This is a genomic window from Pseudomonas inefficax, assembly GCF_900277125.1.
Lineage (GTDB): Bacteria > Pseudomonadota > Gammaproteobacteria > Pseudomonadales > Pseudomonadaceae > Aquipseudomonas > Aquipseudomonas inefficax.
The window spans coordinates 25,199-50,663 of the sequence record NZ_OPYN01000028.1 but is presented as its reverse complement, the minus strand read 5'-3'; the positions used below and the strand labels follow the sequence as shown (position 1 = coordinate 50,663).

Sequence of the window (25,465 nt, the reverse complement as noted above, 5' to 3'; positions counted from 1 at the left end):
AATCGCTGGAGCTGCTAGGCAGCCCTTTCGCGACACAAGGCCGCTCCCACACAAGCTACACTTCGCTGCCACTTACAATGACCCAATACCCATGCCCCTGCCCCCCCACCTCACCCAGCACATCGCCCGCCGCCCCCAGCGCATCGCGCTGCTGCAGCACATAGCCGAACAAGGTTCGATCACCCGCGCCGCCAAGGCTGCGGGCATCAGCTACAAGGCCGCCTGGGACGCCATCGACGAACTCAACAACCTGGCCAGCCAACCCCTGGTGGAGCGCAGTACCGGGGGGCGTGGTGGCGGTGGTGCCCGCCTGTCGCCGGAAGGCCAGCGGGTGCTGCGCCTGTATCAGAGGCTGCAGGCCCTTCAGGCGCAAATTCTCGAAGCGGCCGAGGAGTCCAGCGACCTCGACTTGCTCGGCCGGCTGATGCTGCGTACCAGCGCACGCAATCAGTTGCAGGGCCAGGTCAGCGGCCTGCGCCGTGAGGGCCGGCATGATCGTGTCAGCCTGGCGTTGGGCGGTGGGCTGCAGATCGAGGCGTTGATCACCCACGACAGCACTGCGCGGCTTGAGCTGACGCTGGGGACGATGGTGGTGGCGCTGCTCAAGGCGGGGTGGGTGCGGTTGTTGGCCGACGAGGACGAGGCCGAAGCGGGTAGCAATTGCCTGCTGGCGACGGTGGAAGAGGTGCTGGCAGAGGTTGATGGGCCTGGAGAGGTCAGGTTGGCGCTGGGTAATGGGCAGACGTTGTGTGCGTTTGCCGAGGCGGATTGGTTGGCTGGGCAGCGTGTGACAGCAGGCAGTTCGGTGCGGGTTCAGTTTCATCCCTCTTATGTATTGCTCGGGGTTCCTGCATAGCCTGGCCGCGCTTTGCGCGGTTCGCGGGTAAACCCGCTCCCACAGGTGCATCGTTTCCCTGGCGGCTGCGCCGTACCTGTGGGAGCGGGTTCACCCGCGAAGAGGCCGGTACCGGCATAACGCGCTACCATGGCCCCATGCCGCCTACCCTCGGAGCCTCCATGTCCCACCCCTTCGACACCCTCACCCCCGACCTGGTCCTGGACGCAGTGGAAAGCATTGGCTTTCTCAGCGATGCCCGGGTGCTGGCACTGAACAGCTACGAGAACCGCGTCTACCAGGTGGGCATCGAAGATGCACAACCGCTGATCGCCAAGTTCTACCGCCCAGGCCGCTGGAGCGACGCGGCCATCCTCGAAGAGCACAGCTTCACCGCCGAACTGGCCGACTGCGAAGTGCCAGTGGTCGCGCCGCTGTACCACGACGGTCGCACCTTGTTCGAGCACCAGGGCTTCCGTTTCACCCTGTTCCCCCGCCGCGGCGGCCACGCGCCAGAGCCGGGCAACCTCGACCAGCTCTACCGCCTCGGCCAGTTGCTCGGCCGCCTGCATGCCGTGGGCGCCAGCAAACCGTTCGAGCACCGCGAAGCGCTGGCTGTGGACAACTTCGGCCACGCCTCGCTCAATACCCTGCTGGAAGGTGACTTCGTCCCCCGCGAACTGCTGCCGGCTTTCGAATCGGTAGCCCGCGACCTGCTAAAGCGAGTGGAGGACATCTACGCCCGCTCGCCGCACCAGCTTATCCGCCTGCATGGCGACCTGCACCCCGGTAACCTGATGCACCGCGACGAGGTGTACCACGTGGTCGACCTCGACGACTGCCGCATGGGCCCAGCGGTGCAGGACCTGTGGATGATGCTGGCCGGCAGCCGCGAGGAGCGCCTGGGGCAACTGGCCGAACTGATCGACGGCTACAACGAGTTCCACGACTTCGACCCGCGCGAGCTGGCCCTGATCGAGCCCCTGCGCGCCCTGCGTCAGCTGCACTACAGCGCCTGGCTGGCGCGGCGCTGGGACGACCCGGCATTCCCGCCGAGCTTCCCCTGGTTCGGCCAGCCACGCTACTGGGGAGATCAGATACTCGCCCTGCGCGAGCAAATGGCAGCACTGGATGAAGCGCCGCTGAAATTGTTCTAGAAGCGCGCCCGCCTCTGTCTACAATAGGCGTCGCTTTATTTAGCTACCTAAGCAAGGATTCTGCATGCATGCCGCAAACCCGCGTCGCGGGTATCTACTAGGCCTCAGCGCCTACATCATCTGGGGCTTGTTCCCCCTGTACTTCAAGGCAATCCAGAGCGTCCCGGCGGTGGAAATCATTGTCCACCGGGTGCTGTGGTCGGCTTTGTTCGGCTCGTTGCTGCTACTGGTGTGGAAACACCCCGGCTGGTGGCGCGAACTGCGGGAAAACCCGCGCCGGCTGGGTATCCTGGCCCTAAGCGGGGCGCTGATCGCCGGCAACTGGCTGACCTACGTATGGTCGGTGAACAACGGGCGCATGCTCGAGGCCAGCCTGGGTTACTACATCAACCCACTGATCAATGTGCTGCTGGGCATGCTGATTCTCGGCGAGCGCCTGCGCCGTATGCAGTGGCTTGCCGTAGCCATGGCCACCGTGGGTGTTGCCCAGCAGGTGTGGCAGGTGGGCAGCCTGCCGTGGGTGTCGCTGGTACTGGCGCTGAGCTTCGGCTTCTATGGGCTGATTCGCAAACAGGCACCGGTAGCAGCACTGCCGGGCCTGGTGGTGGAAACCTGGATGCTGGTACCGCTGGCCCTTGGCTGGCTGTTGCTGCACCCGTCGGCAACAAGTGCCCAGGGCGCGTTCTACACCAGCAGCGAAGCGTTGTGGCTGATGGCTGCGGGGCCGGTGACACTGGTGCCGCTGGTGTGCTTCAACGCTGCCGCGCGGCACCTGCCTTACACCACGCTGGGCTTCCTGCAGTATCTGGCGCCGACCCTGGTGCTGCTGCAGGCGGTACTGCTTTTCGATGAGCACTTGTCGTCGAGCACCTTGGTAGCGTTCATGTTCATCTGGGCGGGTTTGGCGATTTACAGCGTCGATGCGTGGCTCAGTTTGCGCAAGCGTAGCTGATCAAAAAATGATCATAACTCTGCAGACCCTGTGATTCGTGGTCTGCAGAGACATCTCCAAAGGTTATCCACACCCTCGTCCCCGTGGTTTGTGCACAAGCTGCTGATTATTGGGTGTTTTTTGAGCAAAGCCCTGTAAGGCGCGCGGGGCCTGGGCTGGAGAGGGGAGCCCCCAGGTTATCCACAAGGCCTTCCCCGTGATATCGGGATAACCGCAGGGGGCTGCTTTGCAGCCCATCGCGACACAAGGCCGCTCCTACAGGGGAACGCGTAACCCTTGTAGGAGCGGCCTTGTGTCGCGATGGCCGCGAAGCGGCCCGGCAATCTCGGATCACTCCTCCGGCCGCAGCTTCAACTCGACCATCAAATCGTCCGCCAGGCTCTCCAGCTTCTGCTGCAGGTCGTCCAGCGACAGGGTCAACGGTAAAGCCAACAACGCATCGGCATGAAACAACGGCTCGCTGCTCATCGGCGCCGGGCGCACTTCGGTGGAAAGCCGCTCAACGTTGACCTGAAGTTCAGCCAGCATCCGGGTGATATCACGCACGATCCCCGGCCGGTCGTTCCCTACCAGCTCCATGGCAATCGGCTTCCAGGTGCACGACGGCTCGATGCCGCTCTCGGCGATCAGTACGCGAATGTCATATCGGGCCAACCCCTGCAGCGAAGCCACCAGTTCGTCGTAGTTTTCCGCTGGCACCGCCACCCGCAGGATGCCGGCAAACTGCCCGGCCATACGCGACATGCGGCTTTCCAGCCAGTTGCCACTGTGGTCAGCGATGCACTGGGCAATGCGCTCGACTTGGCCGGCCTTGTCAGGGGCAATTACAGTCAGTACAAGATGATCCACAAGCCCTTCCTCGTGTCGGACCGCGCCGTGCGGCAGAAAATCGGGGGATCGACTCAGTATAGGCAAGGCGCGGCAACCTGCCGCAGGGCAATCTGCACAACGAATCGTGTACTGTTTCAAGATTTATCTGGAACAATCCACCTGTTTTTTGCGAACATACCCACTCCCAGCGTGACCATACGCGACCAACGGGTCGCATAACGGCGCTTTTAGTCTGATTTTGCCCCGCCTACTGCTTCATGTAGTATCCCGTGGCGCGGACTACAAAACGTCGTTTGGATGTCTGCCAAGGCGCCTGTGAAAATACGCACACTGTCTGCCAGCAGGTCTGGCAGGCCGCACCCAGCCGCGCTCGGGCTCTACTCGGGGGCATGCACTGGTGCCGTGTTTAGAGAAGCGCTACAGGCTTAATACAGAAGAGCGAAATAGCTGAGCAGAGTGAGGCAAGCAATGACTGGATACGTTCAAGTCGGTGGCCTTCAGGTCGCCAAGGTCCTGTACGACTTCGTGAACAACGAAGCCATCCCAGGGACCGGCATCGTCGCCGAGCAGTTCTGGGCGGGTGCAGAGAAGATCATCAATGACCTCGCTCCAAAGAACAAAGCCCTGCTCGCCAAGCGCGACGAGCTGCAAGCCAAGATCGACGCCTGGCACCAGGCACGCAAAGGCCAGGCCCACGACGCCGTAGCCTACAAAGCATTCCTCCAGGAAATCGGCTACCTGCTGCCACAAGCCGACGATTTCCAGGCCACCACCCAGAACGTGGACGAAGAAATCGCCCACATGGCCGGCCCGCAGCTGGTCGTACCGGTGATGAACGCCCGCTTCGCCCTGAACGCCGCCAACGCCCGTTGGGGTTCGCTGTACGACGCGCTGTATGGCACCGATGCCATCAGCGATGAAGGCGGCGCCGAGAAAGGCCAAGGCTACAACAAGGTGCGTGGCGACAAGGTCATCGCCTTCGCCCGCGCCTTCCTCGACGAAGCCGCGCCACTGGCAGCCGGCTCGCACGTCGATTCCACCGGCTATCGCATCGAAGGCGGCAAGCTGGTAGTTGCCCTGAAAGGCGGCAGCAACAGCGGCCTGCGTGACGACGCCCAGCTGATCGGCTTCCATGGCGACGCCGCCGCGCCGACTGCCGTGCTGCTCAAGCACAACGGCCTGCACTTCGAAATCCAGGTCGATGCCAGCACCCCGGTCGGCAGCACCGATGCCGCCGGCGTGAAAGACATCCTGATGGAGTCGGCGCTGACCACCATCATGGACTGCGAAGACTCGGTCGCCGCCGTCGACGCCGACGACAAGGTGGTCGTCTACCGCAACTGGCTGGGCCTGATGAAAGGCGACCTGGCCGAAAGCGTCAGCAAGGCTGGCAAGACCTTCACCCGCACCATGAACCCGGACCGCGAGTACGCCGCGCCCAACGGCGGCAGCGTGACCCTGCACGGCCGTTCGTTGCTGTTCGTGCGCAACGTTGGCCACCTGATGACCAACCCGGCGATCCTCGACGCCCAGGGCAACGAAATCCCCGAAGGCATCCAGGACGGGCTGTTCACCAACCTGATCGCCCTGCACAACCTCAATGGCAACACCAGCCGCAAGAACACCCGCAGCGGCAGCGTGTACATCGTCAAGCCAAAGATGCACGGCCCGGAAGAAGTTGCCTTCGCCGCCGAGATCTTCAGCCAGGTCGAAGACCTGCTGGGCATGAAGCGCAACACCGTCAAGGTCGGCATCATGGACGAGGAGCGCCGTACCACGGTCAACCTCAAGTCGTGCATCAAGGCCGCAGCCGAGCGCGTGGTGTTCATCAACACCGGCTTCCTCGACCGCACCGGCGATGAAATCCACACCTCGATGGAAGCCGGCGCCGTGGTGCGCAAAGGCGCCATGAAGAACGAGAAGTGGATCGGTGCCTACGAGAACAACAACGTCGACGTTGGCCTGGCCACCGGCCTGCAAGGCCGTGCGCAGATCGGCAAGGGCATGTGGGCCATGCCCGACCTGATGGCGGCCATGCTCGAGCAGAAGATCGCCCACCCGCTGGCCGGTGCCAACACCGCCTGGGTGCCGTCGCCGACCGCAGCCACCCTGCATGCCCTGCACTACCACAAGGTGGACGTACAGGCACGTCAGCGTGAACTGGCTTCGCGCACCCCGGCGTCGGTAGACGACATCCTGACCATCCCGCTGGCCGCCGACACCAACTGGTCGGCCGAAGAGATCCGTAACGAACTGGACAACAACGCCCAGGGCATCCTCGGCTACGTGGTGCGCTGGATCGACCAGGGTGTGGGTTGCTCGAAGGTGCCGGACATCAACAACGTCGGCCTGATGGAAGACCGCGCCACCCTGCGCATTTCGGCCCAGCTGCTGGCCAACTGGCTGCGCCATGGCGTGGTCAGCCAGGAGCAGGTACTGGAAAGCCTCAAGCGCATGGCGGTTGTGGTTGACCAGCAGAACGCCGGTGATGCTCTGTATCGCCCGATGGCTCCTAATTTCGACGACAACGTCGCGTTCCAGGCGGCGGTAGAGCTGGTAGTCGAAGGTGGCAAGCAGCCGAACGGCTATACCGAGCCGGTACTGCACCGCCGTCGCCGCGAGTTCAAGGCGCGTAACGGGTTGTAAGCGACATCTGCGACAGGGGGCCGCCTTGCGGCCCTTTCGCGACACAAGGCCGCTCCTACATGTACCGCGCAAGGCTGAGGTCTGGCGCGGTACATGTAGGAGCGGCCTTGTGTCGCGAAAGGGCTGCAAAGCAGCCCCACTCCTGCACTAATCAATCTTCAGTTCTTTCTTCACCAGCTCCAGCAGCCTGTCCAGATCGACCGGCTTCAACAGAAAATCCACCACCCCCAGGTGCATCACGTCCACCGCCTCTTTCACATCGGTGTCGCCCGACACCACGATGATCGACAACTCCGCCCGCTCCGACTCGCGAATCTGCCGGATCAGGTCCAGGCCATCCTCGGGCTGCATGCGCAAATCCGTGATCATCAAGCCGATCCGCTGCTGGTAATGCAGGTACAGCCTGGCTTCCTCCGCCCCATCCGCACCGACACAGTCGATCCCCCGGCTTTTCAGGTACAGGACCAGCGCCTGACGGTTCTCTGCATTGTCATCCACCACCAGCACCAGCGGCTTGGCTGCCACAGGCGCACTCACGACGGCCAATGCCTCGCGCTCGGCGTCGCTCAGGATGTCGTGTTGCTCAGGCATGCTCATCTCGTCAAAAAAATTCCGCTTCAGCATTAGGACCGCAGAACTTGCGTAACCCGGCTGGCCTTTCGTCGGGTCTTTGACAGGGGCGCTCATAGACTTACGTCCAATGGGCACCACCCCGCCGCAAGCCGACCATGGAGGCAGAGAACAACATGGTCGGCACCTATATATATAGATATATAGTTCGGCATAGCGATACGGTCAGTTTCATGAGCAAAAAGGACGCCTACAGCCAGGCGGGCAGGACGGCAGTGCTGCAGAACATCCAGGGTACCCTGCAGTTCCTGCAGCGCTTTCCGCCATTCAACCAGATGGAACACAGCCACCTGGCCTACCTGGTCGAACAGTGCCAGCTGCGCTTCTATGCCAGCGGCGAAAGCATCGTCAAACCTGCCGACGGGCCGGTCGAGCACTTCTACGTCGTCAAGCAGGGCCGCGTGGTGGGTGAGCGCCAGCACCTGGTCAAGCCCGGTGTGGAGACCACCTTCGAAATCACCAGCGGCGAATGCTTCCCGCTGGCCGCCCTGCTCGGCGAGCGAGCGACCCGTACCGAGCACCTGGCGGGTGAGGACACCTTCTGCCTGCAGTTGAACAAGGCCGCGTTCATCCGCGTGTTCTCGATGTCCGAAGTATTTCGGGATTTTGCCCTGCGCGGGGTCAGCAGCCTGCTCGACCAAGTCAACCAGCAGGTACGCCAGCGCGCGGTGGAAACCCTCGGCACCCAGTATTCGCTGAACACGCCACTGGGTGAACTGGCCATGCGCCACCCGGTGGTATGCAACCCCGAAACGCCCCTGCGCGACGCCGTGCGGCTGATGCATGAGCAGCAGGTCGGCAGCATCGTGGTGGTCGACCCGCAGCGCTACCCCACCGGTATCTTCACCCTGCGCGACCTGCGCCAGGTGGTGGCTGCGGCCGATGCCGACCTGGGTGCGCCCATCGCGCGTCACATGACCGCCCAGCCGTTCTACCTCAGCCCCCAGGCCAGCGCCTTCGACGCAGCCATGGCCATGACCGAACGGCATATCGCCCATGTCTGCCTGGTAGAAAACCGGCGCCTGTGCGGTGTGGTTTCGGAGCGCGACCTGTTCTCCCTGCAACGGGTCGACCTGGTGCACCTGGCGCGCACCATCCGCCACGCGCCGCGCCTGGATACCCTGGTCTCGCTGCGTGGCGAAATCAGCCAGTTGGTCGAGCGCATGCTGGCCCATGGCGCGTCCTCCACGCAAATCACCCAGATCATCACCCTGCTCAACGACCACACCGTGTGCCGGGTGATCGAGCTGGCACTGGCCGAGCGCGGTGACCCGGGCGTGCCGTTCAGCTGGCTGTGCTTTGGCAGCGAAGGGCGACGTGAACAAACCCTGCATACCGACCAGGACAACGGCATCCTCTTCGAAGCCGCCGACAGCGCCGAGGCCGACGCCATCCGCGCGCGCCTGCTGCCGCTGGCGCAATACATCAACCAGTGCCTGGCCCAGTGCGGCTTCACCCTGTGCAAGGGCAACGTCATGGCCGGCAACCCCGAGCTGTGCCTGTCGCGCAGTGAGTGGGCGCGGCGTTTTGCCGGTTTTGTCCGCGAGGCCAGCCCGGAGAACCTGCTGGGCTCAAGCATCTATTTCGACCTGCGCGTGGTGTGGGGCGACGAGCAAGGCTGCGAGCAGCTGCGCCAGGGCCTGCTGGACCAGGTGGCCGACAACCGCATCTTCCAGCGCATGATGGCTGACAACGCCCTGCGCCAGCGCCCGCCGGTGGGCCGCCTGCGCGAGTTCGTGCTGACCCGCCAGGGCAACGACAAGGCCGCTACCCTCGACCTCAAGGTCCAGGGCCTAACGCCCTTCGTCGATGGTGCCCGGCTGCTGGCCCTGGCCAACGGCATCGGCGCCTGCAATACCCTGGAACGTCTACGTCAGCTGGTGGCCAAGGGCGTGATCGAGGCACTGGACGGCGCAGCATATGAAGAGGCCTACCACTTCATCCAGCAAACCCGCATGCAGCAGCACCAGCGCCAGACCCGCGACAACCTGCCGTATTCCAACCGCCTGGACCCGGACAGCCTCAACCACCTGGACCGGCGCATCCTGCGCGAGTCCCTGCGCCAGGCCCAGCGCCTGCAAAGCAGCCTGGCCTTGCGGTACCAGCTATGAGCCTGTTCGCCTGGCTGCGCCCCAGTGCGCCCGAACTGGACCATGCCATGCGCCAGCGCCTGGCCCGGCTGCCCAAGGCCGCGCCATTGGGGGTGTGTACCCTGCGCGAGCAGCGCTGGGTAGTGCTGGACCTGGAGACCAGTGGCCTGAACCCCAACCGTGACCAGGTACTGTCGGTTGGCGCCGTGGCCATCGAAGATGGCGCCATCGATTTTGCCCAGCAGTTCGAACGCACCCTGCACCGGCCTTTGCAGAAGACCAACGCCAGCGTGCTGATCCACGGCCTGGGCCCGAGTGCCCTGGCTGCCGGTTGCGACCCGGCCGAGGCCTTGCTCGATCTGCTCGACTTCATTGGCAATAGCCCGGTGCTGGCATTCCATGCGCCGTTCGACCAGCGCATGCTGGCCCGCGCGCTGAAGGAAAGCCTGGGCCACCGCTTGCAGTCGCACTTCCTGGATGTTGCCGAGCTGGCGCCGATGCTTAACCCCGACACAGTGCTGCGCGAAGCCGGGCTGGATGACTGGGTGGCGCGGTTTGGCCTGCAGGTGGAGGAGCGCCATCATGCCAGCGCCGATGCCCTGGTGACCGCCGAACTGGCGCTGATCCTGTTCAGCCAGGCCCGGCGCCAGCAGCTGGACAGCCCGCTGCAGCTGGAGCAGCGGTTGCGCGGCTGGCGGCGGCGCAAGGTGCAGAGCCACGGCCTGTAGCCTTGCATTGACCTTGCAGGCCTCTTCGCGGGTGAACCCGCTCCCACAGGTACTGTGCAATACTCAAGGCCTGCGCCGTACCTGTGGGAGCGGGTTTACCCGCGAAGAGGCTTGTACAAGTGATGCACCTTCCATGATGGCCATCCGATAAGCGTCCATTGCACCCACCCCCTCCCCTCTGCAACAATCGCGAATAATTATCGTTAGTTAATGCATTCGTTCCGGGGGGACGCTGCTTGTCTTCTGCACAGAGCCCACACGCCGATCTGGTCGGTGCGCTGTACCGCGACCACCGCGGCTGGCTGCTCGCCTGGCTGCAACGCAGCATGGCCTGCCGCCAACGTGCCGAAGACCTGAGCCAGGACACCTTCGTGCGCCTGCTCGGCCGTGCGCAACTGGACGCGCCCCGCGAACCCCGCGCATTCCTGGCCGCCGTGGCCAAGGGCCTGATGTTCGACCACTTCCGCCGCGCCGCGCTGGAACAGGCCTACCTGGCCGAACTGGCCCTGATGCCGGAAGCCGAACAACCTTCCCCGGAAGTGCAGCACCTGATTCTCGAGGACCTCAAGGCCATCGACCGCCTGCTTGGCAAGCTGTCGAGCAAGGCCCGCGCGGCATTCCTGCATAATCGCCTGGACGGCATGAGCCATGCCGAGATCGCCGAGCGCATGGGGGTTTCGGTGTCGCGGGTGCGCCAGTACATCGCCCAGGGCATGCGCCAGTGCTACGTGGCCCTTTACGGGGAGCCGACGTGAGCAGTGCACCGGTTTCGTCCCGGGTGCTGGAAGCCGCCATTGCCTGGAAACTCAGCCTCGACAATGGCAGCGGCACACCTGACGAGCGCAGCGAGTTCATGCGCTGGCATGCCGCCAGCGAGGAGCACGCCCGCGCCTGGCGCCAACTCGGCGCCATGGACCAGCGCGTGAACGCCGCTGCCGGCCCGGCACGCCAGGCCCTGCTGCAATCGCGCGCCGGCCTGCGCCGACGTATCGGCAAGGTAGGCGGCGGGCTGGCCGGCATGTTTCTTCTGGGCTCGCTGCTGGCCTGGGTCGGCGCGCCATCGCTGGCACCGAGCTACTGGCTGGCCGACCAGCGCACCGCCACCGGCGAACTGCGCACCCTGCGCCTGGAAGACGGCACCTTGCTGAGCCTGAACAGCCACACTGCCGTGGACATCGACTACGCCGGCGAGCAACGGGTGATCGTGCTGCACCAGGGCGAGATCTCGGTCGAAACCGGCCATCAGGACCCGCGTCCGCTGCTGGTGCGCACCGACGATGGCCGCCTGCGCCCACTGGGCACGCGCTTCCTGGTGCGCCGCGAGGATGACGGCACGCGCCTGGAAGTGCTGCAAGCCTCGGTCGCCGCCATGCCGCTGAACAGCGGCGACGAACAGGTGCTGCGCGAAGGCCAGCAGGTGCTGATGAACGCCAACGGCCTTGGCCGGGTCGGCACGGTGCCAGCCGGAGCCGACGCCTGGACCCGCGGCATGCTGGTGGTGGACAACGTGCGCCTGGCCGACCTGCTGGCCGCGCTTGGCCAGTACCGCAGCGGTTACCTCGGGGTAGACGACAAGGTCGCCGACCTACGGGTGACCGGCAGCTTCCCGCTGACCGACACCGACCTGGCGCTGTCGTCGCTGGTGCCGGCACTGCCGGTGAAGATCGAGCGGCATACCCAGTGGTGGGTGACCGTCGGTCCCAAGTAGGCCTGCACCGGCCTCTTCGCGGGTAAACCCGCTCCCACAGGATTGCACCAGCCTCAAAGGCCCCGCGCCCCCTGTGGGAGCGGGTTTACCCGCGAAAGGGCCGGCACAAGCAGAAACCAACCTCAAATAATTCTCAATTTTTTTCAGATTCGCCCTGTCACTTTTCAAATCTCGCTCGGCAAGGAAGCAGAAAGCACTTATCCGTCGAGGAGCCGCTGCATGTCCCGTGCTGTTGATCGTATCCTGCGCCCCAGCCTGATGGCCCTGGCCATCGCCGTGGCCGCACCATTGGCCAGCCCTGCCCTGTTCGCCGCCGAGCAATCCGCTCAGCGTGCCTACGACCTGCCCAGCGCCCCGCTGGCCACAACCCTCAACCAGATCGCCAGCCAGGCCGGCATTACCCTGGCCATCGACCCGGCACTGGTCAGCGGTCGTACCTCGGCCCCGGTGAGTGGGCAGTACGATGGCCTTGGTGCCCTGCAGGCTGCCCTACGCGGCACCGGCCTGCAGCTGCAGCAAAGCAGCGTGGGCAGCTACAGCCTGGTGGCTACGCCGGAAGGGACACTGGCGTTACCGGAGACTGCGATCAATGCGACTTCAAACTATGAAAGCGCCTGGGGTGCCTCCAGCGGCTACGTGGCCACGCGCACTGCCGCGGGTACCAAGACCGACACACCAATCGTCGAGACCCCACGCTCGATGACTGTCATCACCCGCCAGCAACTGGACGATCGCCAGGTACTCAACCTCAATGACGCCCTGCGCTACACCGCTGGCGTGCAAAGTAGCGGTTACGGTTCGGACTCGCGCGCCGACTGGCTGCGTGTGCGTGGTTTCGACCCGACCCAGTTCCTTGACGGGCTGCCGCTGCCCAAGGGCTCGTTCGCCAATCCCAAGGTCGAGCCGTGGAACCTCGAACGCATTACCGTACTGCGCGGGCCGGCGTCGTCGGTGTATGGCCAGACACCACCGGGCGGCATGCTCGACATGGTCAGCCGCCGTCCGCAACTTGAGAGTGCGCATCAGATCGAAGCCCAGGTGGGTAGCAACGAACACAAGCAGATCAACTTCGACAGCACCGGCAAGATCGACGACGAAGGCAGGTTTCTATACCGTGTGAGTGGTGTGGTGCGTGACAGCAACTCACCCGTCGACCATATCCCGGACAAGCGCTACAACATCGCACCCAGCCTGACCTGGAATATCGATGAAGATACCAAGCTGACCTTCATCTCCCAGTACACCCGGGACGATACCGGTATCACTGGTCAGTTCCTGCCACTGCAAGGAACCAAACTGGACGGCCCGACCGGCAAGATTTCCCACCACAAGAACCTTGGCGAACCGGACTGGGACTTCTACGACCGCAGCTACTACGCGTTGGGATATGCCTTCGAGCACCGACTCAACGACACCTGGCAGTTCCGCCAGAACCTGCGCTACACCAAGAGCGATTTGTCGTTCCAGGCCGTGCAGGTAGCCACCATCAACAGCATCGATGCCGATGGCAACGTCAATCGCGAGTCGGGTATCGTCAACGAAGACATCAGCCAGTTCGCCGTCGACAACAACTTCCAGGCCGACTTCCAGACCGGCGACATCAGCCACACCGTGCTGCTGGGCCTGGACCATCAGCGTTCGAATACCAATTATCAATGGCTGTATGGCATGGGCGTGCCTCCGATCAATGTCAACCGCCCGGTATATGGCGCCGACCTGTCGAACGTCACCTACTTTGCCATGCAGGACTTCCAGCAGAAAACCCACCAGACAGGTGCCTACGTCCAGGACCAGATGTCACTCGACAACTGGCGCCTGACCTTGGGTGGTCGTGAAGACTGGATTCACACCGGCACTGTGTTCCACAACAGCGCCGACGCAACCAATACCCAGCGCGACAAAGCCTTCAGCGGCAACGTCGGCCTGAGTTACGTTTTCGACAACGGCATCACGCCGTACTTCTCGTACACCGAGTCGTTCCAGCCGGCCAGTGGTGCCAACGTCAACTCCACGGAATCGTTCGAGCCAACCGAAGGCCGTCAGTATGAAGTGGGTGTGAAATACCAGCCCGTCGGGACTGACACCCTGCTCACTGCAGCGGTGTACGACCTGAAGCAGCAGAACGTCAGCGTCACGGAAGGCAGCATCACCCGCCAGGTGGGTGAACTGCAGGTTCGCGGCGTCGAACTGGAAGCCTCCACTCAGGTTACCGAGAACCTCAAGGCCATCGCGTCATACACCTATACCGACACCGAGATCCTGAAGGGTGACGACAAAGGCAACCGCATGGCGCTGATCCCGCGCAACCAGGCAACCCTGTGGGCCGACTACACCTGGCACAGCGGGCCACTGGACGGCTTCGGCATCGGTGGTGGTGTGCGCTATGTGGGTGACACCTACGGCAACACCGCCAACACCGAACTGGCCCATGTGGGTTCGTACACGGTGTACGACGCTTCGGTGCACTACGACCTCGGCCGCTTGGACAACAGCATGAAAGGCCTGACGGTAGCAGTGGAGGCGAAGAACCTGTTCAACAAGGACTACCTGGCCAACTGTGACGGTTACTGGTGCTACTACGGCGACGAGCGCAACGTGGTGGCCAGTGTCAATTACAAGTTCTGAGTAAGCCGGACCATTCGCAGCACAAGGCTGCTCCTACAACGGCCAGCGCGGTCCCTGTAGGAGCGGCCTTGTGTCGCGAAAGGGCTGCGCAGCAGCCCCAGCTTCCAACAGGCAAAAATCGGTACCGTGATGAAAAGCCCAACCATCCGCCACTGGTCGGTGATCCACACCTGGAGCAGCCTTGTATGCACCCTGTTCCTGCTGTTGCTGGCGCTCACCGGCCTGCCGCTGATCTTCCACCACGAACTCGAACACCTGCTCGGCGACGCGCCCGAACTGCGAGAAATGCCGGCAGGCACCCCACACCTCGACCTGCAGCAGTTGGTGATCAAGGCCGAGCAGCACCGCCCCGGCGAGGTCATGCAGTACTTTGGCTACGACGAGGACGAAGCCAACGGTGTGGTGGCCATCACCGCCGCCACCGCCGGCACCGAACCCAATTCGTCGCACACCTTCATGCTTGACGCCCGCACCGGCGAAGCCGTGGCCATGCCGGCCGCCAACGGCGGCTTCATGATGACCATGCTGCGCCTGCACGTGGACATGTTCGCCGGCCTGCCCGGCAAGCTGCTGCTGGCCTTCATGGGCGTGCTGTTCGTCGTGGCGATCATCTCCGGCACCGTGCTCTATGCACCATTCATGCGCCGCCTGGACTTCGCCACGGTACGCCACGGCAAATCCCGCCGCCTGCGCTGGCTCGACCTGCACAACCTGATCGGCGTGGTCACCCTGGCCTGGGCACTGACGGTAGGCGTGACCGGTGTGATCAGCGCCCTGTCCGACCTGGTCATCGCCGCCTGGCGCAATGACAGCCTGGCCGCCATGGTCGCGCCCTACCGTGATGCCCCACCGCTCATCGAGCGCGCCCCGGCCACCCGCCTGCTGGGCATCGCCGAACAGGCCGCGCCCGGCATGCGCCCGGACTTCATCGCCTTCCCCGGCACCCGCTTCTCCAGCGAACACCACTACGCGGTGTTCATGAAAGGCGCCACGCACCTGACCTCGCACCTGCTCACCCCGGTGCTGATCGATGCACGCACGCTGGAGGTTACTGCGGTCGGTGAACGTCCCTGGTACATGGACGCCATGGGCCTGTCGCAACCGCTGCACTTCGGCGATTACGGCGGGCGGCCGATGCAGGTCCTCTGGGCCGTGCTCGACGTGCTGACTATCATCGTGCTCGGCAGTGGCCTGTACCTGTGGTGGGGCAAGCAGCGCAAGCCCAAGGGGGCAACCGCATGAGCCACAAGTCGCGGTCAACCCGGCGCATCTACACCTGGCCGGCGCTTGTCGCCCTGCTCAGTGCCGGCGGGTTGTTCGCAGCCCTGCTGGGCGACGGCATCTGGGACAGCCTCGCCTGGCTAGGCCTGGGCGTTTCGGCCGTGCTGGGCCTGCGTGGCTTGTGGCCCCGGCGCCGGCAATAACCGGCTACCACCCACCTCGCACATTGCCTCGACATGGTGTGGCTCCCTTAACCCACGGAACTACACCATGACCCCGCTACAACGCCTCGAAGCCCTGGACACCCAGATCACTGCCCTGCAACGAGGGCAGCCCGCCCCGGTCGACGGCCTGGCGCACTTGCAGCTGCGCCAGCGCTTTTTCGGTGACCTGGCACTGTTCTGGAAGGAAGCCCCTGCGGGGGGCCAAAGCCGCTTCCAGCGCTTGATGCAACTGCGTCACGAGCAGCTGCTTGCGGAGCTGGAACTGCGACTGGCCGACCAGACCCTCGGTTACGACGCTATCGTGTTGCTACGCACCTGCCTGGCTTCGCCACGGGCCTGGCAGCGCCGACATCTGCCCACCATGCAGCGCGCACAGCTGTACCGCCCGGTTTTCAGCAGCCTGAGCCCCAACCGCCGGCTGCACCTGCGGGGCGCGCTGGTGCTCGTGGCCGGTAGCCCGGAGGGCAGCGCTGCAGTGCCCGGCACAACCAGCGGCCTGGCCTTGCTGTGCAGCCTTTCACATGGCATCGAGGCATTCGCCAACCTCGCCGAACTGCACACCGAGCTGTGCGAACGTCTCGACGACCCGCTGCAAAGCCAACCCATGCTGCAGCTGCTGCCCCGCATTGAAGACCAGCAGTTGATCCAGCAAGCGGACCAGCTGCGTTACGAGTGGTTTGCCGAGGACATGGTCGAGCAGCAGGTTCAAGACCTGATCGATGTGCAGCGCGAACGCCTGGCAATTACCTGGCAAACCGCCTGGCAGCATGAGCATGCGCCCGACCTGGCAGACTTCAGCGCCATGCTGGCCAACCAGCAAGGCTTGCTGAGCCTCATGGGTTGCAAGCATGCCCTGGCCACGCGTTATGCACTGCTGCTGGAAAAACATTTGCCCAGCTGGCTGCGCAATGCTTCCGCACAAGGTTTGGCGCACATCATGCAAACCATGCAGGAGCTCGCCGGAGCCATCACCCAGGCCGCCGCGCCCGGGCTGCTGACCCTGGAGCAGTTCAGCCAGCATAATCACTTGCTGGCATGGGTCCGTGACCGCCTGGGCGAACGGCTGCGCCGGGAACACGGCATCCACACGCCTGCCGAGCAGATCCTCGTCAAGGTCACCATGGCTCGGCGCAAAGGCCCGCTGCTCAATCCGCTGGCACCCTCCAGCTACATCGCAGCAGCAAGCCGCCCACAGGTGGGCGATACCATCGAAATGGTACCGCTCAGCTACCGCCTGGACGAGTTGGCTCTGCTCAACATCGCCTGGTTCGATGTCGAATACTGGCTGACCGCACGGGTCCAGCACGCTGACGGAAGCGCCTTGCCCAGGCTCACGCCTGCGCATGTCAAACGACTGGTGCGCAACCTGGACGCTGGCAGTGGCTACCTTCGCTACCTGCGCCACCACCTGCTCGACTCCGCCGCCGGTCGCTGGCGCATGCAGACCCATGGCGCCATAAACCGTGCGCGCATGCACGCCGAAGCGGCCAAGGCCCGCTACGCCGGGCACTTCCTGAACGACCCGCTGGAGCAGGGCTATCGCTGGGTCAGGGCGATCATTCATTACCCAGACAGCGGCTGGCGGCCAACCATCGAGGAACACCGCATCGTGGTCCGCCAGTTGCTCATCGACGGCCATACCCTGCAGGGTGTACTGCTGCTCAATGCCGAGGTCGCCAGTGTCCAGTCGTTGGTGGTCTACACCCCGGATGCGCCCGACCGCCGTGCCTGGCGCGAATTCCGCAACACCCGCGACCTGTTACGGACCTTGCGCAATACCCCGGCGCTGCGCGAATACGTGATTCAACGGGCGCCCCAAGCCAACCGCAAACGGCTGGACAAACTGCTGCGCATGGGGCGCCTGGGGCCCTACGTGCAACGACCGATCATTACCGGCAACCTGTACCAAGCCTGCTACCGGGCAGAGGTGCAAATGCTGATGGCCGAGGCCGACAGCAACAGCCGCAGCAACAACGAAGTGCTGGGCGAGTTCAGCCTGGCCACCCTGCGCCTTATCCTCGACCTGATCAGCTTGGTGCTGCCTGCACCCGCCATGTCGGCACTGGCCTTCGGGCGCATGGCCATTTCCATCTGGGATGGCGTGGAAGCGATGCATCGGGACGACTACGAAGCCACCCTGCACCACGCCATTGCCGCGCTCAGCCACACCGCCGACGGGCTAAACAGTTTTGCCGGCTCAACCTTGATGCGCCGGGCACTGCGTGGCTTGCCACCGCAGCCACCGCGGCCGCTACCGAAAAGCCACGAAGCCGCGGTAGACATCAGCAAGCTGCGCTACCGGATCGACGGGGTTCATGGGGAGAAGGTCTACGAACAGATCAGTGCTACAGCAGGGCCGGACCGCTACTTCGTCAAGGACAGCCATGGGCGCATGTACAGCGTCAACTTCGACGGCCAGCGCTGGCGGGCACTGGACCCCAGGCAGCCGGACGCCTATGTGCAACTGCCGCTAAAGCGCCTTCGCGATGGTACCTGGGTGGTCGACTCGCCCGTGCTCTGGCACGACGGTTTGCCCGACCTCAGCCACCTGTTCGAAACCTGCCGTCTGCAACCCGAACGCGAAGGCCTGGCGCTAGCGACCGAGGACGACCTGCACGAGGCCGATGGGCAACTTTACCTGCTGCTGGCGGGCAAGCAGCTACCGGTGCGTCGACACCTGCTCCCAAGCCATTACCATCTAAGCATCCCGCAACACGCGCTCGGCGCGGTGCACGCCTGGGCGGTGCTGCGCCGCCAGGACGGCCAATGGCGCATTCGCGTGCGCCAGCCAGGCCGCAGCAGCGACTGGCTGACACTGCCGGCGGATTACTCGGCCAACCTGGGCAGCAGCCGGTCCAGCCGCTGATGCAAGGCACTGCCACTCGGCCAGTTGCGCAGCAACCGCGCCCGATCACGGGCATAGGCCGGGGCGAAGCTGAGCTGGGTGGCGTGCTGGCACATGGCATCGAGGTCGATCAGCGACCATTGGCCGTTGTTCCAGAACAGGTTATGGCCCTTGAAATCGCCGTGGCTGATACGTTCGCGAATCAGCTGCTGCATCACATGCACCAGGGCATCGACCTGCTCCTCGGGCGCATCGCCGCTATCCACGTACGGCGCGAAGCATTCGGCCAAGTCCGGGCCATCGACATACTCGGTGACCAGGTAGGCACGGCTGCGCAGGCCCATCACCCGCTGCTCCAGCACCGCCAACGGGCGCGGCGTGGCGATGTCGAGGAACTCCAGGCGATGCCCTTCGATCCACGAATGCCAGGCCCGGCTCGGCCGCCAGAAGCGCTTGAACCAGTGCGCGGTGTTCTTGATGTTGTAGCGCTTGAGCACCAGTGTGCGGCCGCCAACCTCGATGCGCGCCACACTGGCAGCGCCACCGGTCTTGTACAGGTGGCCTTGGTCGATCAACGCGTCGGCCTGCTCCAACACCGGCAGCATGGCTTCAACCTCGTTGCGGCGGACCGCCCGCAGGCCCGAAAGGCTGCGCTCGACACTGAACAGGCTGCATTCACGGCCAGCCTTTTCCAGGTAGTCCTTCTGGCGCCAGCTGCGCACCTTGTCCACCTGCTTCTGCAAGGCTTCCAGCGGCAACGCATGCTCGGCGTTGGCCAGCAGATAGTGCACCAGCAGCTCTTCGATGAACGGTTCCAGGCGCTTGGGTAGCTGGGCGAAGAATACCCCAAGGTTTTCCAGCACACGCGGGCGCGACAGCTGCTGGCCAGGTGTTTCCGCCTTGATGCCAGCGCCGTCGATCAGGTAAAGCTTGCCCCCGTGGCGCAGCAGGTTGTCCAGGTGCAGGTCTTCCTGCCACAGGCCTTGGGTGTGCATGTGCGCCACTGCGGTGAGCGCCTCGCCCAGCACCAGGTGCTGCTCATCGGCCAGCACCGGCAAGCTCTCCACTGCCACCCAGGCATCGGCCAGGCTTTCGGCCCCGTCGAGGAATTCGAACAGCAGCCAGCCGCCCTCGCCTTCCTTGAGGCCGTCGGCCAGCAGCTTCGGCGTGGTCAGGCCTTGCTCGGCCAGCAGCTTCACGCCCTGCAGTTCGCGCTGGAAATGCCGTGCAGCGTTACCACCGACCAGCAGTTTGGCCAACACCGGTGTACCGCGCCACACGCCGGCACCCACATAGCGCTGGCCTGGCAACACGCGCAGCAGGCTGAGCAATTGCAGGTCGGCCGTGCCGGCGGCATCGGCCAGGGTGATGCTCAGGGGCAACGAAGGGCTGCGCCCGGCCTCTTTCAATTCAGACAAACGCATCAGCGGGCCTCTTTTTCACGACGGCGTTGCGTCAGGCGTTGCAGCCAGGTATCGACCAGCGTGCCGTCGGCAGGCTGCGCCAGGTAGCTGGCCAGCAAGCTACGTACATCGCGCTCGCTCCAGACAGGGGCGCGACGCAGCAGCGGCTCAAGGTCCTTGAGACGGTCACGCATGCCGAACAGCAGGGGGCGGGTCTTCTCCAGGTCGATCAGTTGCGCGTCCCAGCCTTCGCGGCGCTGGCGCAAGAAGATGTGCTTGGGGTAGAAGCAGCCATGCACCTGGCCGGCGCTGTGCAGGGTACGCGCCAGCTGGCCGCAAGCCTGCAGCACGCCGTTGCGTTCAGCATCGCTCAGTTGTGACCATTGGGCCAGCAGGCTGTCGAGGTCGGCCCATTCGTCCAGGGCGCGAGTCATCAGGATCGCCCGGTGCGTGCCGCCTTGCTTGCGCTCGCCATAGAACACCGCCTGCAAGGCCGGAATCTGCAGCTTCTGGTAACGGCTGATGTTGCGGAATTCGCGGGCGAAGGTCGGTTCGCCAAATGGCCGGTGCAGGGTACGGGTCAGGTAGTCGCTCTGGCGCTTGAGGTAGTAGCCCTTGCCTTCGAGCTCCAGACGGAACACGCTGCTCCAGCCACCGCGGCCGGTGTTCGGTTCGTCCACGGCATCCAGTTGCAGCGCCCACAGCGCCTCGAAGTCGTCCAGGCCATGGCGTTTGAGCAGCGCGATGTCCGCGCTGGCCAGATAATCGGTCATTCCCTTCCCTCGAAAAAGCTCACCACCTGGCGAATGCGTTTCTTGTCACGCACATTCAGCCGGTCGCGGCCACGGTATTGCAGGTAGAAACGCAGGCGCTGGGTTGCCGATAGGTGGTATTTGGCCACTTTGTCCAGGCACGCCAGGTCCTTGATCATCCGGTGCCGCCACATGAAGCCGCGCCAGAAATCACCGGTGGGGCAGTCGATGAAGAATAGCGTGCCATGGTCGTCGACCAGCAGGTTGCGCCATTTCAGGTCGTTATGGGCGAAGTGGTGCTGGTGCATGACCCGAGTATGGCGCGCCAGCTGGCTGCTGACATGCCCGACCCAGGCGCGATCGGCCAGGCGTGCATCGTTGCGCTCGGCCAGCGCCGACAGGTCTTCGGTGCGTGGCAGTTCGCGAGTGATCATCGCCCCCCGACCGAAAGCCAGGCCATTGCGCTCCAGGCCCCAGGCCACCACTTCGGCAGTGGGGATGCCCCATTTGTCGAACTGTTTGAGGTTCTGCCATTCGGCCTTGATCCGCGGCCGGCCCAGGTAACGGCGCATGTGCTTGCCGGCCCCGGTGTAACGCTTGACGTAGTAGTTGACCCCGCCACGTTCGACGCGCACCACCTCGCTGATGGGGTCGCGGGTCAGGCGCTCGCCTTGCAAGGCGAATACCGCTTCCAGGCTGCCGAAGTCCGCCGCCAGGTGTTCATAGCCCGGCGCCAGTGTCCACCCCGCCATCAGAGTGCATCCCCATAGCGTTGCTTGCGATCGTAGAGTTTCTGCGCCTTGCGCTCCAGCCAGGCGAGCAGCGCGGCTTCGTCCTTCAGGATCTGCCGTAGCGGGCGCTGGAAGTAACCGCGCAGGAAGCGCAGCTTGTCGCGCTGGGTCAGGCCGATGTCCAGCGCCGAGAAGTACAGCGCGGCCAGGTCCTTGTCGCGCCAGCGGCGGCTGATTTTCGCCCGGGTCTGCGCGCGGTGCAGGTCGATCACCGACAGTTTGAAGTCGTCCGCCGTCACCGGGCGGTCGGTGTGCAGCAGGAAGTGGCAGATGTAGCAGTCGCGGTGGTTGACCCCGGCGCGGTGCATGCCGCCAGTCATCTTCGCCACTTCTGCGATCAGCGCACGCTTGAGGCGCGGCTCGGGCGGCTGCCTGACCCAGTCGATGCTGAGGTCTTCCAGGCTGATGGTCGGCGCCAGTTCTTCGGTAATGATGAACGAGTGCTGCGCGGCCGGGTTGCTGCCACGCTCGCCATAGGCGACGGCAGTCATGGTCGGCACGCCAACCTGGTGCAGGCGCTGGATGGCCTGCCATTCCTGGCCGGCGCCGAGCACCGGCAGCTTGGCGGTAAGCAGGTTCTTGAATATCTCGCCCCAGCCGATGCCGCGGTGGATCTTGACGAAGAAGCCCTCGCCAGCGACCTCGGTGCGTAGCGTGCGGCGCCCTTCCAGTTCGCGATAGACCTCGCCTTGCAGCGCCTCCACGGCATCGAAGGCATCACGCCCGGCCCACAGGCGCTTGAACGGTTCGGCCAGTATCAGCTTCATGCGGACTCCTGCCCCAGGATCACATCGGCGGCATGCTGCGGCATGCTGTACAGGTCGGCGGTTTCAGCAAACGCCAGGCCATTGCGCGACCAGCTGGCGCGGGCCTGCTGGTCTTCGAGCATGCGCTGCAGGTAGCCATTGAGCTGTTCCTGCTCGAACGGCTCGTCCAACACCAGGCCGCTGTCGGCCTCGGCAATGTAGTGGGCGTAGCCGCACACCTTGGAGACCAGCACCGGCAGGCCGGCCACCAGCGCCTCGAGCAGCACCGTGCCGGTGTTCTCGTTGTACGCCGGGTGGATCAGCAGGTCGGCGCCCAGCAGGAAGCGCGGGATGTCGCTGCGGCCCTTGAGGAACTGCACCTGATCGCCCAGGCCCAAGGTAGCGCTTTGCAGCTGGAACACCTTGGGGTCATCCTGGCCGATTACCATCAGCCTGGTGCGCTTGCGCAGGGCCGAAGGCAGTGCGGCCAGGGCCTTGAGGCTGCGGTCGACGCCCTTGGTCTTGAAGCCCGAGCCAATCTGCACCAGCAGCAGGTCGTTGTCGCCCAGGTTGAATTCCTTGCGGAACTCCGCGCGGATCTCGCTGGCATTGGCCGGCGCGCGGCGGTCCTGGGAAATGCCCGGCGGCAGCAGGTGGAAACGCTCCACCGGGGTGCCGTAGTGCTTGATGAACAGCGGCTGCTGTACTTCGGAAATCATCAGTACTTCGGTGTGGGCGTCCTTGGCGAACACCGCACGCTCGTACTCGGCAAAGTGCCGGTAGCGGCCCCAGCGGCGGTACAGGCCGCCACGCAGGGTCTGCGCCTTGTCCTCGAAGCAGCCGTCGGCGGCGTAGTACACATCCAGCCCAGGCATCTTGTTGAAGCCGATCAGGCGGTCGACCGGACGCTTGGCCAGGTCGGCGGCCATCCAGGCGCTGAGTTTCTCGTTGCGGCGGTGGTTGAAAATCGCCTTCACCGGCGCCACCAGCACTTCGAAGCCCGGCGGAATGTCACCCTCCCAGATCAGCGTGTACACGCGAATCTGGTGGCCCCGCTTCTGGCATTCCAGGGCAATGCGCATGAAGTCGCGCTGCAGCCCGCCGAAGGGGAAATATTTGTAAAGCACGAAAGCCAGTTGCATCAACGGACATCCTCAGCCAGCAGCAACGCGCTCAAGCGGCTCGCCACATGCTCGGGATTCAGGCGAGTGAAGCACAGCGGCCACTCGCGTTTCAGATCGAACCGGCGCAGGTCGTCGGCGCTCGGTTTATAGGTGCACTTTTTCTGCAGGCAGGGCGCGCAGGGCCAGTCACTGGCCTGGTGAATCTGGGTCCGTCCGTAGGCGCCGGTCAGGCCCGGGTTGGTCGGGCCGAACAGCGAAATGGTGGGCACATCGAGTGCCGCCGCCAGGTGGCCAAGGCCGGTATCGACCGCCACACAGGCTTTTGCCGCCGCCAACACGCGGGCGACGCCGGCAAGGTTCAATTTGGGGAGTACCTGGCAATTGTTCAACCCCTGGGCGATGCGCTCGGCCCGCGCCTTCTCGGCAGGGTTGCCCCACGGCAGGCGCACCTCCAGCCTGCGCCGGCCCATGCGCTCGGCCAGTTCGCGCCAGTAGGCTTCGGGCCAGTGCTTGGTCGCCCAGGTGGTGCCGTGCAGGAACACCACATAGGGGGCGGCAGGCGGCAGTTGCAGGCGCTCGAGGTCGAGGCCGTAATTGCCGATGCCTTCCGGCAGGTCATAGGCCAGGGCCATGGCGAACAGCTGGCGCACCCGCTCTACTGCGTGCTGGCCGGTAGCAACCGACAGGCGTCGGTCATAGAAGCGGCTGGCCCAGCCTTCGCGGGCCGAGTAACGGTCCAGGCCAGCCACCGGTGCCTTCACATAGCGGGTCAGCCAGGCCGACTTGACCAGGCCCTGGGCGTCGATCACCAGGTCGTACTTGCGCTCGCGTACACGTTGCTTGAACGCCTTCCACTCGCCGCTCTTGATGGTTTGCCAGAGGTTCTTGCGCCAGCGGCGGATGGCCACCGGGATCACCTGGTCGACCGCCGGGTGCCAGCTGGGGATTTCGGCGAAGCCTTCTTCCACCACCCAGTCGAAGCGGATGCCCGGGATGGCGTGGGCGGCATCGGTAAGCGCCGGCAAGGTGTGGATCACATCCCCCAGCGACGAAGTCTTGATGATCAGTACCCGCACTTAGTCGACCTCGGCCACGGTATCGATCAGGTCCGGCCCGCTCAGGCTGTGCAAGGCGGCAATGACTTTGCCAGGTTCCAGCAGGCGCAGGCAGTTGTAGTGACCGAAGCGGCAGGTGCGGTCGAAGCACGGGCTGCACTCGATGCCGGTGCGCACCACTTCCACGTGCTCGGCCAGCGGCGGGGTGAAGCCCGGCGAGGTCGAGCCGTAAACGGCCACCAGCGGGCGGTTCAGCGCGGCGGCCACGTGCATCAGGCCGGAGTCGTTGGACACCACAGCGTCGGCACAGGACATCAGGTCGATGGCCTCGGCCAGCGAGGTTTCCCCGGCCAGGTTGGACGATTCTTCACGCAGCCCCGGGATCAGCCGGTCGCGGATCTGCTCACCGACCGGGTGATCGTTCTTCGAGCCGAACAGCCACACCTGCCAGCCCTGGCGGATCATCGCATCGGCCACGCTGGCGTAGTGCTCGGCCGGCCAGCGCTTGGCCTCGCCGAACTCGGCACCGGGGCACAGCGCCAGCACAGGGCGGTCCAGCTCCAGGCCGAACTTGGCCAGGGCGGCGTCACGGCTTTGCGCTTCGATCTGCAGGCTGGGCCGCGGGTACGGCTGCGGCAGCTCGGCGCCGGGTGCGTAGGCCAGTGCCATGAAGCGCTCGATCATCAGCGGGTAGCGGGCCTTGTCCAGCTTGCGCACGTCGTTGAGCAGGCCGAAGCGCATTTCGCCGCGCCAGCCGGTGCGCTTGGGGATACCGGCAAAGAACGGCACCAGCGCCGACTTGAGCGAGTTGGGCAGCAGGATGGCCTGGTCGTACTGGCCGGCCAGGGACTTGCCGATGCGCCGCCGCGTGGCCAGTTCCAGTGCGCCGTGGCCGAGCGGGAAGCTCAGGGCCTGGCGGACCTCGGGCATGCGTTCAAGGATCGGCCGGCTCCACTCGGGGGCCAGCACATCGATCACGCAGTCGGGGTGCTGCTGTTTCAGGCACTGGAACAGGGTCTGCGCCATCACCATGTCGCCGACCCAGCTGGGGCCAATGATCAGTATTCTCATGCTTAGTCCAGAAACGCTCGGGGAGGCTACA

The 25,465-nt window shown here is 64.5% G+C and carries 21 protein-coding genes; 12 read left to right on the top strand and 9 right to left on the bottom strand.

Going from position 1 to position 25,465, the window contains the following annotated elements; translation table 11 throughout:
• The first annotated feature begins 91 nt into the window (after positions 1–91).
• The 3 genes from JV551A3_RS03145 to rarD all read left to right on the top strand — a co-directional run bounded on the left by JV551A3_RS03145 (position 92) and on the right by rarD (position 2,944).
• Positions 92–856: a TOBE domain-containing protein gene (locus tag JV551A3_RS03145; RefSeq protein ID WP_133970027.1), complete on the top strand. Its 765-nt coding sequence runs from the start codon at positions 92–94 to the stop codon at positions 854–856.
• A gap of 161 nt (positions 857–1,017) precedes the next feature.
• Positions 1,018–1,992: a serine/threonine protein kinase gene (locus tag JV551A3_RS03140; RefSeq protein ID WP_133978322.1), complete on the top strand. Its 975-nt coding sequence runs from the start codon at positions 1,018–1,020 to the stop codon at positions 1,990–1,992.
• A 64-nt stretch (positions 1,993–2,056) separates the two neighbouring features.
• Positions 2,057–2,944 (top strand): EamA family transporter RarD, encoded by an 888-nt coding sequence (rarD, locus tag JV551A3_RS03135; RefSeq protein ID WP_133970022.1) that lies wholly within the window; start codon positions 2,057–2,059, stop codon positions 2,942–2,944.
• Between the two features lie 330 nt (positions 2,945–3,274).
• Here rarD and JV551A3_RS03130 read toward each other — a convergent pair whose 3' ends face one another.
• Positions 3,275–3,793 (bottom strand): glycine cleavage system transcriptional repressor, encoded by a 519-nt coding sequence (locus JV551A3_RS03130; RefSeq protein WP_133970021.1) that lies wholly within the window; start codon positions 3,791–3,793, stop codon positions 3,275–3,277.
• Positions 3,794–4,243: 450 nt separating this feature from the next.
• Here JV551A3_RS03130 and JV551A3_RS03125 point away from each other — a divergent pair, with 450 nt between their 5' ends.
• Positions 4,244–6,421 carry a malate synthase G gene (locus tag JV551A3_RS03125; protein ID WP_133970020.1) on the top strand — a complete coding sequence of 726 codons (2,178 nt, stop codon included), beginning with the start codon at positions 4,244–4,246 and terminating at the stop codon, positions 6,419–6,421.
• A gap of 147 nt (positions 6,422–6,568) precedes the next feature.
• Here JV551A3_RS03125 and JV551A3_RS03120 read toward each other — a convergent pair whose 3' ends face one another.
• On the bottom strand, positions 6,569–7,108 hold the full coding sequence (locus JV551A3_RS03120; RefSeq protein ID WP_133970019.1) for a response regulator: 540 nt from the start codon (positions 7,106–7,108) through the stop codon (positions 6,569–6,571).
• 116 nt (positions 7,109–7,224) lie between these two features.
• Between JV551A3_RS03120 and JV551A3_RS03115 the strand changes: the two genes are divergently transcribed.
• From JV551A3_RS03115 to JV551A3_RS03075, 8 genes are all read left to right on the top strand, one after another.
• Positions 7,225–9,162, top strand: coding sequence for a DUF294 nucleotidyltransferase-like domain-containing protein (locus JV551A3_RS03115; protein ID WP_133970018.1), 1,938 nt, complete (start codon positions 7,225–7,227; stop codon positions 9,160–9,162).
• Positions 9,159–9,869, top strand: coding sequence for a 3'-5' exonuclease (locus JV551A3_RS03110; protein ID WP_133970017.1), 711 nt, complete (start codon positions 9,159–9,161; stop codon positions 9,867–9,869). The genes JV551A3_RS03115 and JV551A3_RS03110 overlap by 4 nt, the downstream gene beginning before the upstream one ends.
• 236 nt (positions 9,870–10,105) lie before the next feature.
• Complete coding sequence (locus JV551A3_RS03100) at positions 10,106–10,624, top strand: RNA polymerase sigma factor (protein WP_133970016.1); 519 nt, start codon at positions 10,106–10,108, stop codon at positions 10,622–10,624.
• On the top strand, positions 10,621–11,577 hold the full coding sequence (locus JV551A3_RS03095) for a FecR domain-containing protein (protein ID WP_133970015.1): 957 nt from the start codon (positions 10,621–10,623) through the stop codon (positions 11,575–11,577). Before JV551A3_RS03100 ends, JV551A3_RS03095 begins: the two co-directional genes overlap by 4 nt.
• 219 nt (positions 11,578–11,796) lie before the next feature.
• Positions 11,797–14,202, top strand: a complete 2,406-nt coding sequence (locus JV551A3_RS03090; protein WP_133970014.1) for a TonB-dependent siderophore receptor — start codon at positions 11,797–11,799, stop codon at positions 14,200–14,202.
• 129 nt (positions 14,203–14,331) lie between these two features.
• A complete protein-coding gene (locus tag JV551A3_RS03085; protein ID WP_133970013.1) occupies positions 14,332–15,444 on the top strand; it encodes a PepSY-associated TM helix domain-containing protein in 1,113 nt (370 codons plus the stop codon).
• Positions 15,441–15,626 carry a hypothetical protein gene (locus JV551A3_RS03080; protein WP_133978320.1) on the top strand — a complete coding sequence of 62 codons (186 nt, stop codon included), beginning with the start codon at positions 15,441–15,443 and terminating at the stop codon, positions 15,624–15,626. The genes JV551A3_RS03085 and JV551A3_RS03080 overlap by 4 nt, the downstream gene beginning before the upstream one ends.
• Positions 15,627–15,693: 67 nt before the next feature.
• Positions 15,694–18,513 (top strand): dermonecrotic toxin domain-containing protein, encoded by a 2,820-nt coding sequence (locus tag JV551A3_RS03075; protein WP_133970011.1) that lies wholly within the window; start codon positions 15,694–15,696, stop codon positions 18,511–18,513.
• Here the strand turns inward: JV551A3_RS03075 and JV551A3_RS03070 are convergent.
• From JV551A3_RS03070 to waaF, 7 genes are read right to left on the bottom strand one after another with little or no spacing between them, the layout of a single operon-like run.
• Positions 18,474–19,916, bottom strand: a complete 1,443-nt coding sequence (locus JV551A3_RS03070) for a lipopolysaccharide kinase InaA family protein (protein ID WP_133970010.1) — start codon at positions 19,914–19,916, stop codon at positions 18,474–18,476. The two genes, JV551A3_RS03075 and JV551A3_RS03070, sit on opposite strands and share 40 nt — an antisense overlap.
• Positions 19,916–20,668: a lipopolysaccharide kinase InaA family protein gene (locus JV551A3_RS03065; protein ID WP_133970009.1), complete on the bottom strand. Its 753-nt coding sequence runs from the start codon at positions 20,666–20,668 to the stop codon at positions 19,916–19,918. Before JV551A3_RS03065 ends, JV551A3_RS03070 begins: the two co-directional genes overlap by 1 nt.
• Positions 20,665–21,399 carry a lipopolysaccharide kinase InaA family protein gene (locus JV551A3_RS03060; protein WP_112251455.1) on the bottom strand — a complete coding sequence of 245 codons (735 nt, stop codon included), beginning with the start codon at positions 21,397–21,399 and terminating at the stop codon, positions 20,665–20,667. The genes JV551A3_RS03065 and JV551A3_RS03060 overlap by 4 nt, the downstream gene beginning before the upstream one ends.
• The gene (rfaP, locus tag JV551A3_RS03055) at positions 21,399–22,205 is read right to left on the bottom strand and encodes a lipopolysaccharide core heptose(I) kinase RfaP (protein WP_133970008.1); all 807 of its coding nucleotides are present in this window, start codon (positions 22,203–22,205) and stop codon (positions 21,399–21,401) included. Before rfaP ends, JV551A3_RS03060 begins: the two co-directional genes overlap by 1 nt.
• Positions 22,202–23,326, bottom strand: coding sequence for a glycosyltransferase family 4 protein (locus tag JV551A3_RS03050; RefSeq protein ID WP_133970007.1), 1,125 nt, complete (start codon positions 23,324–23,326; stop codon positions 22,202–22,204). The genes rfaP and JV551A3_RS03050 overlap by 4 nt, the downstream gene beginning before the upstream one ends.
• A complete protein-coding gene (gene waaC, locus JV551A3_RS03045; protein WP_133970006.1) occupies positions 23,326–24,384 on the bottom strand; it encodes a lipopolysaccharide heptosyltransferase I in 1,059 nt (352 codons plus the stop codon). Before waaC ends, JV551A3_RS03050 begins: the two co-directional genes overlap by 1 nt.
• Positions 24,385–25,434, bottom strand: coding sequence for a lipopolysaccharide heptosyltransferase II (gene waaF, locus JV551A3_RS03040; protein ID WP_133970005.1), 1,050 nt, complete (start codon positions 25,432–25,434; stop codon positions 24,385–24,387).
• Positions 25,435–25,465 lie beyond the last annotated feature (31 nt).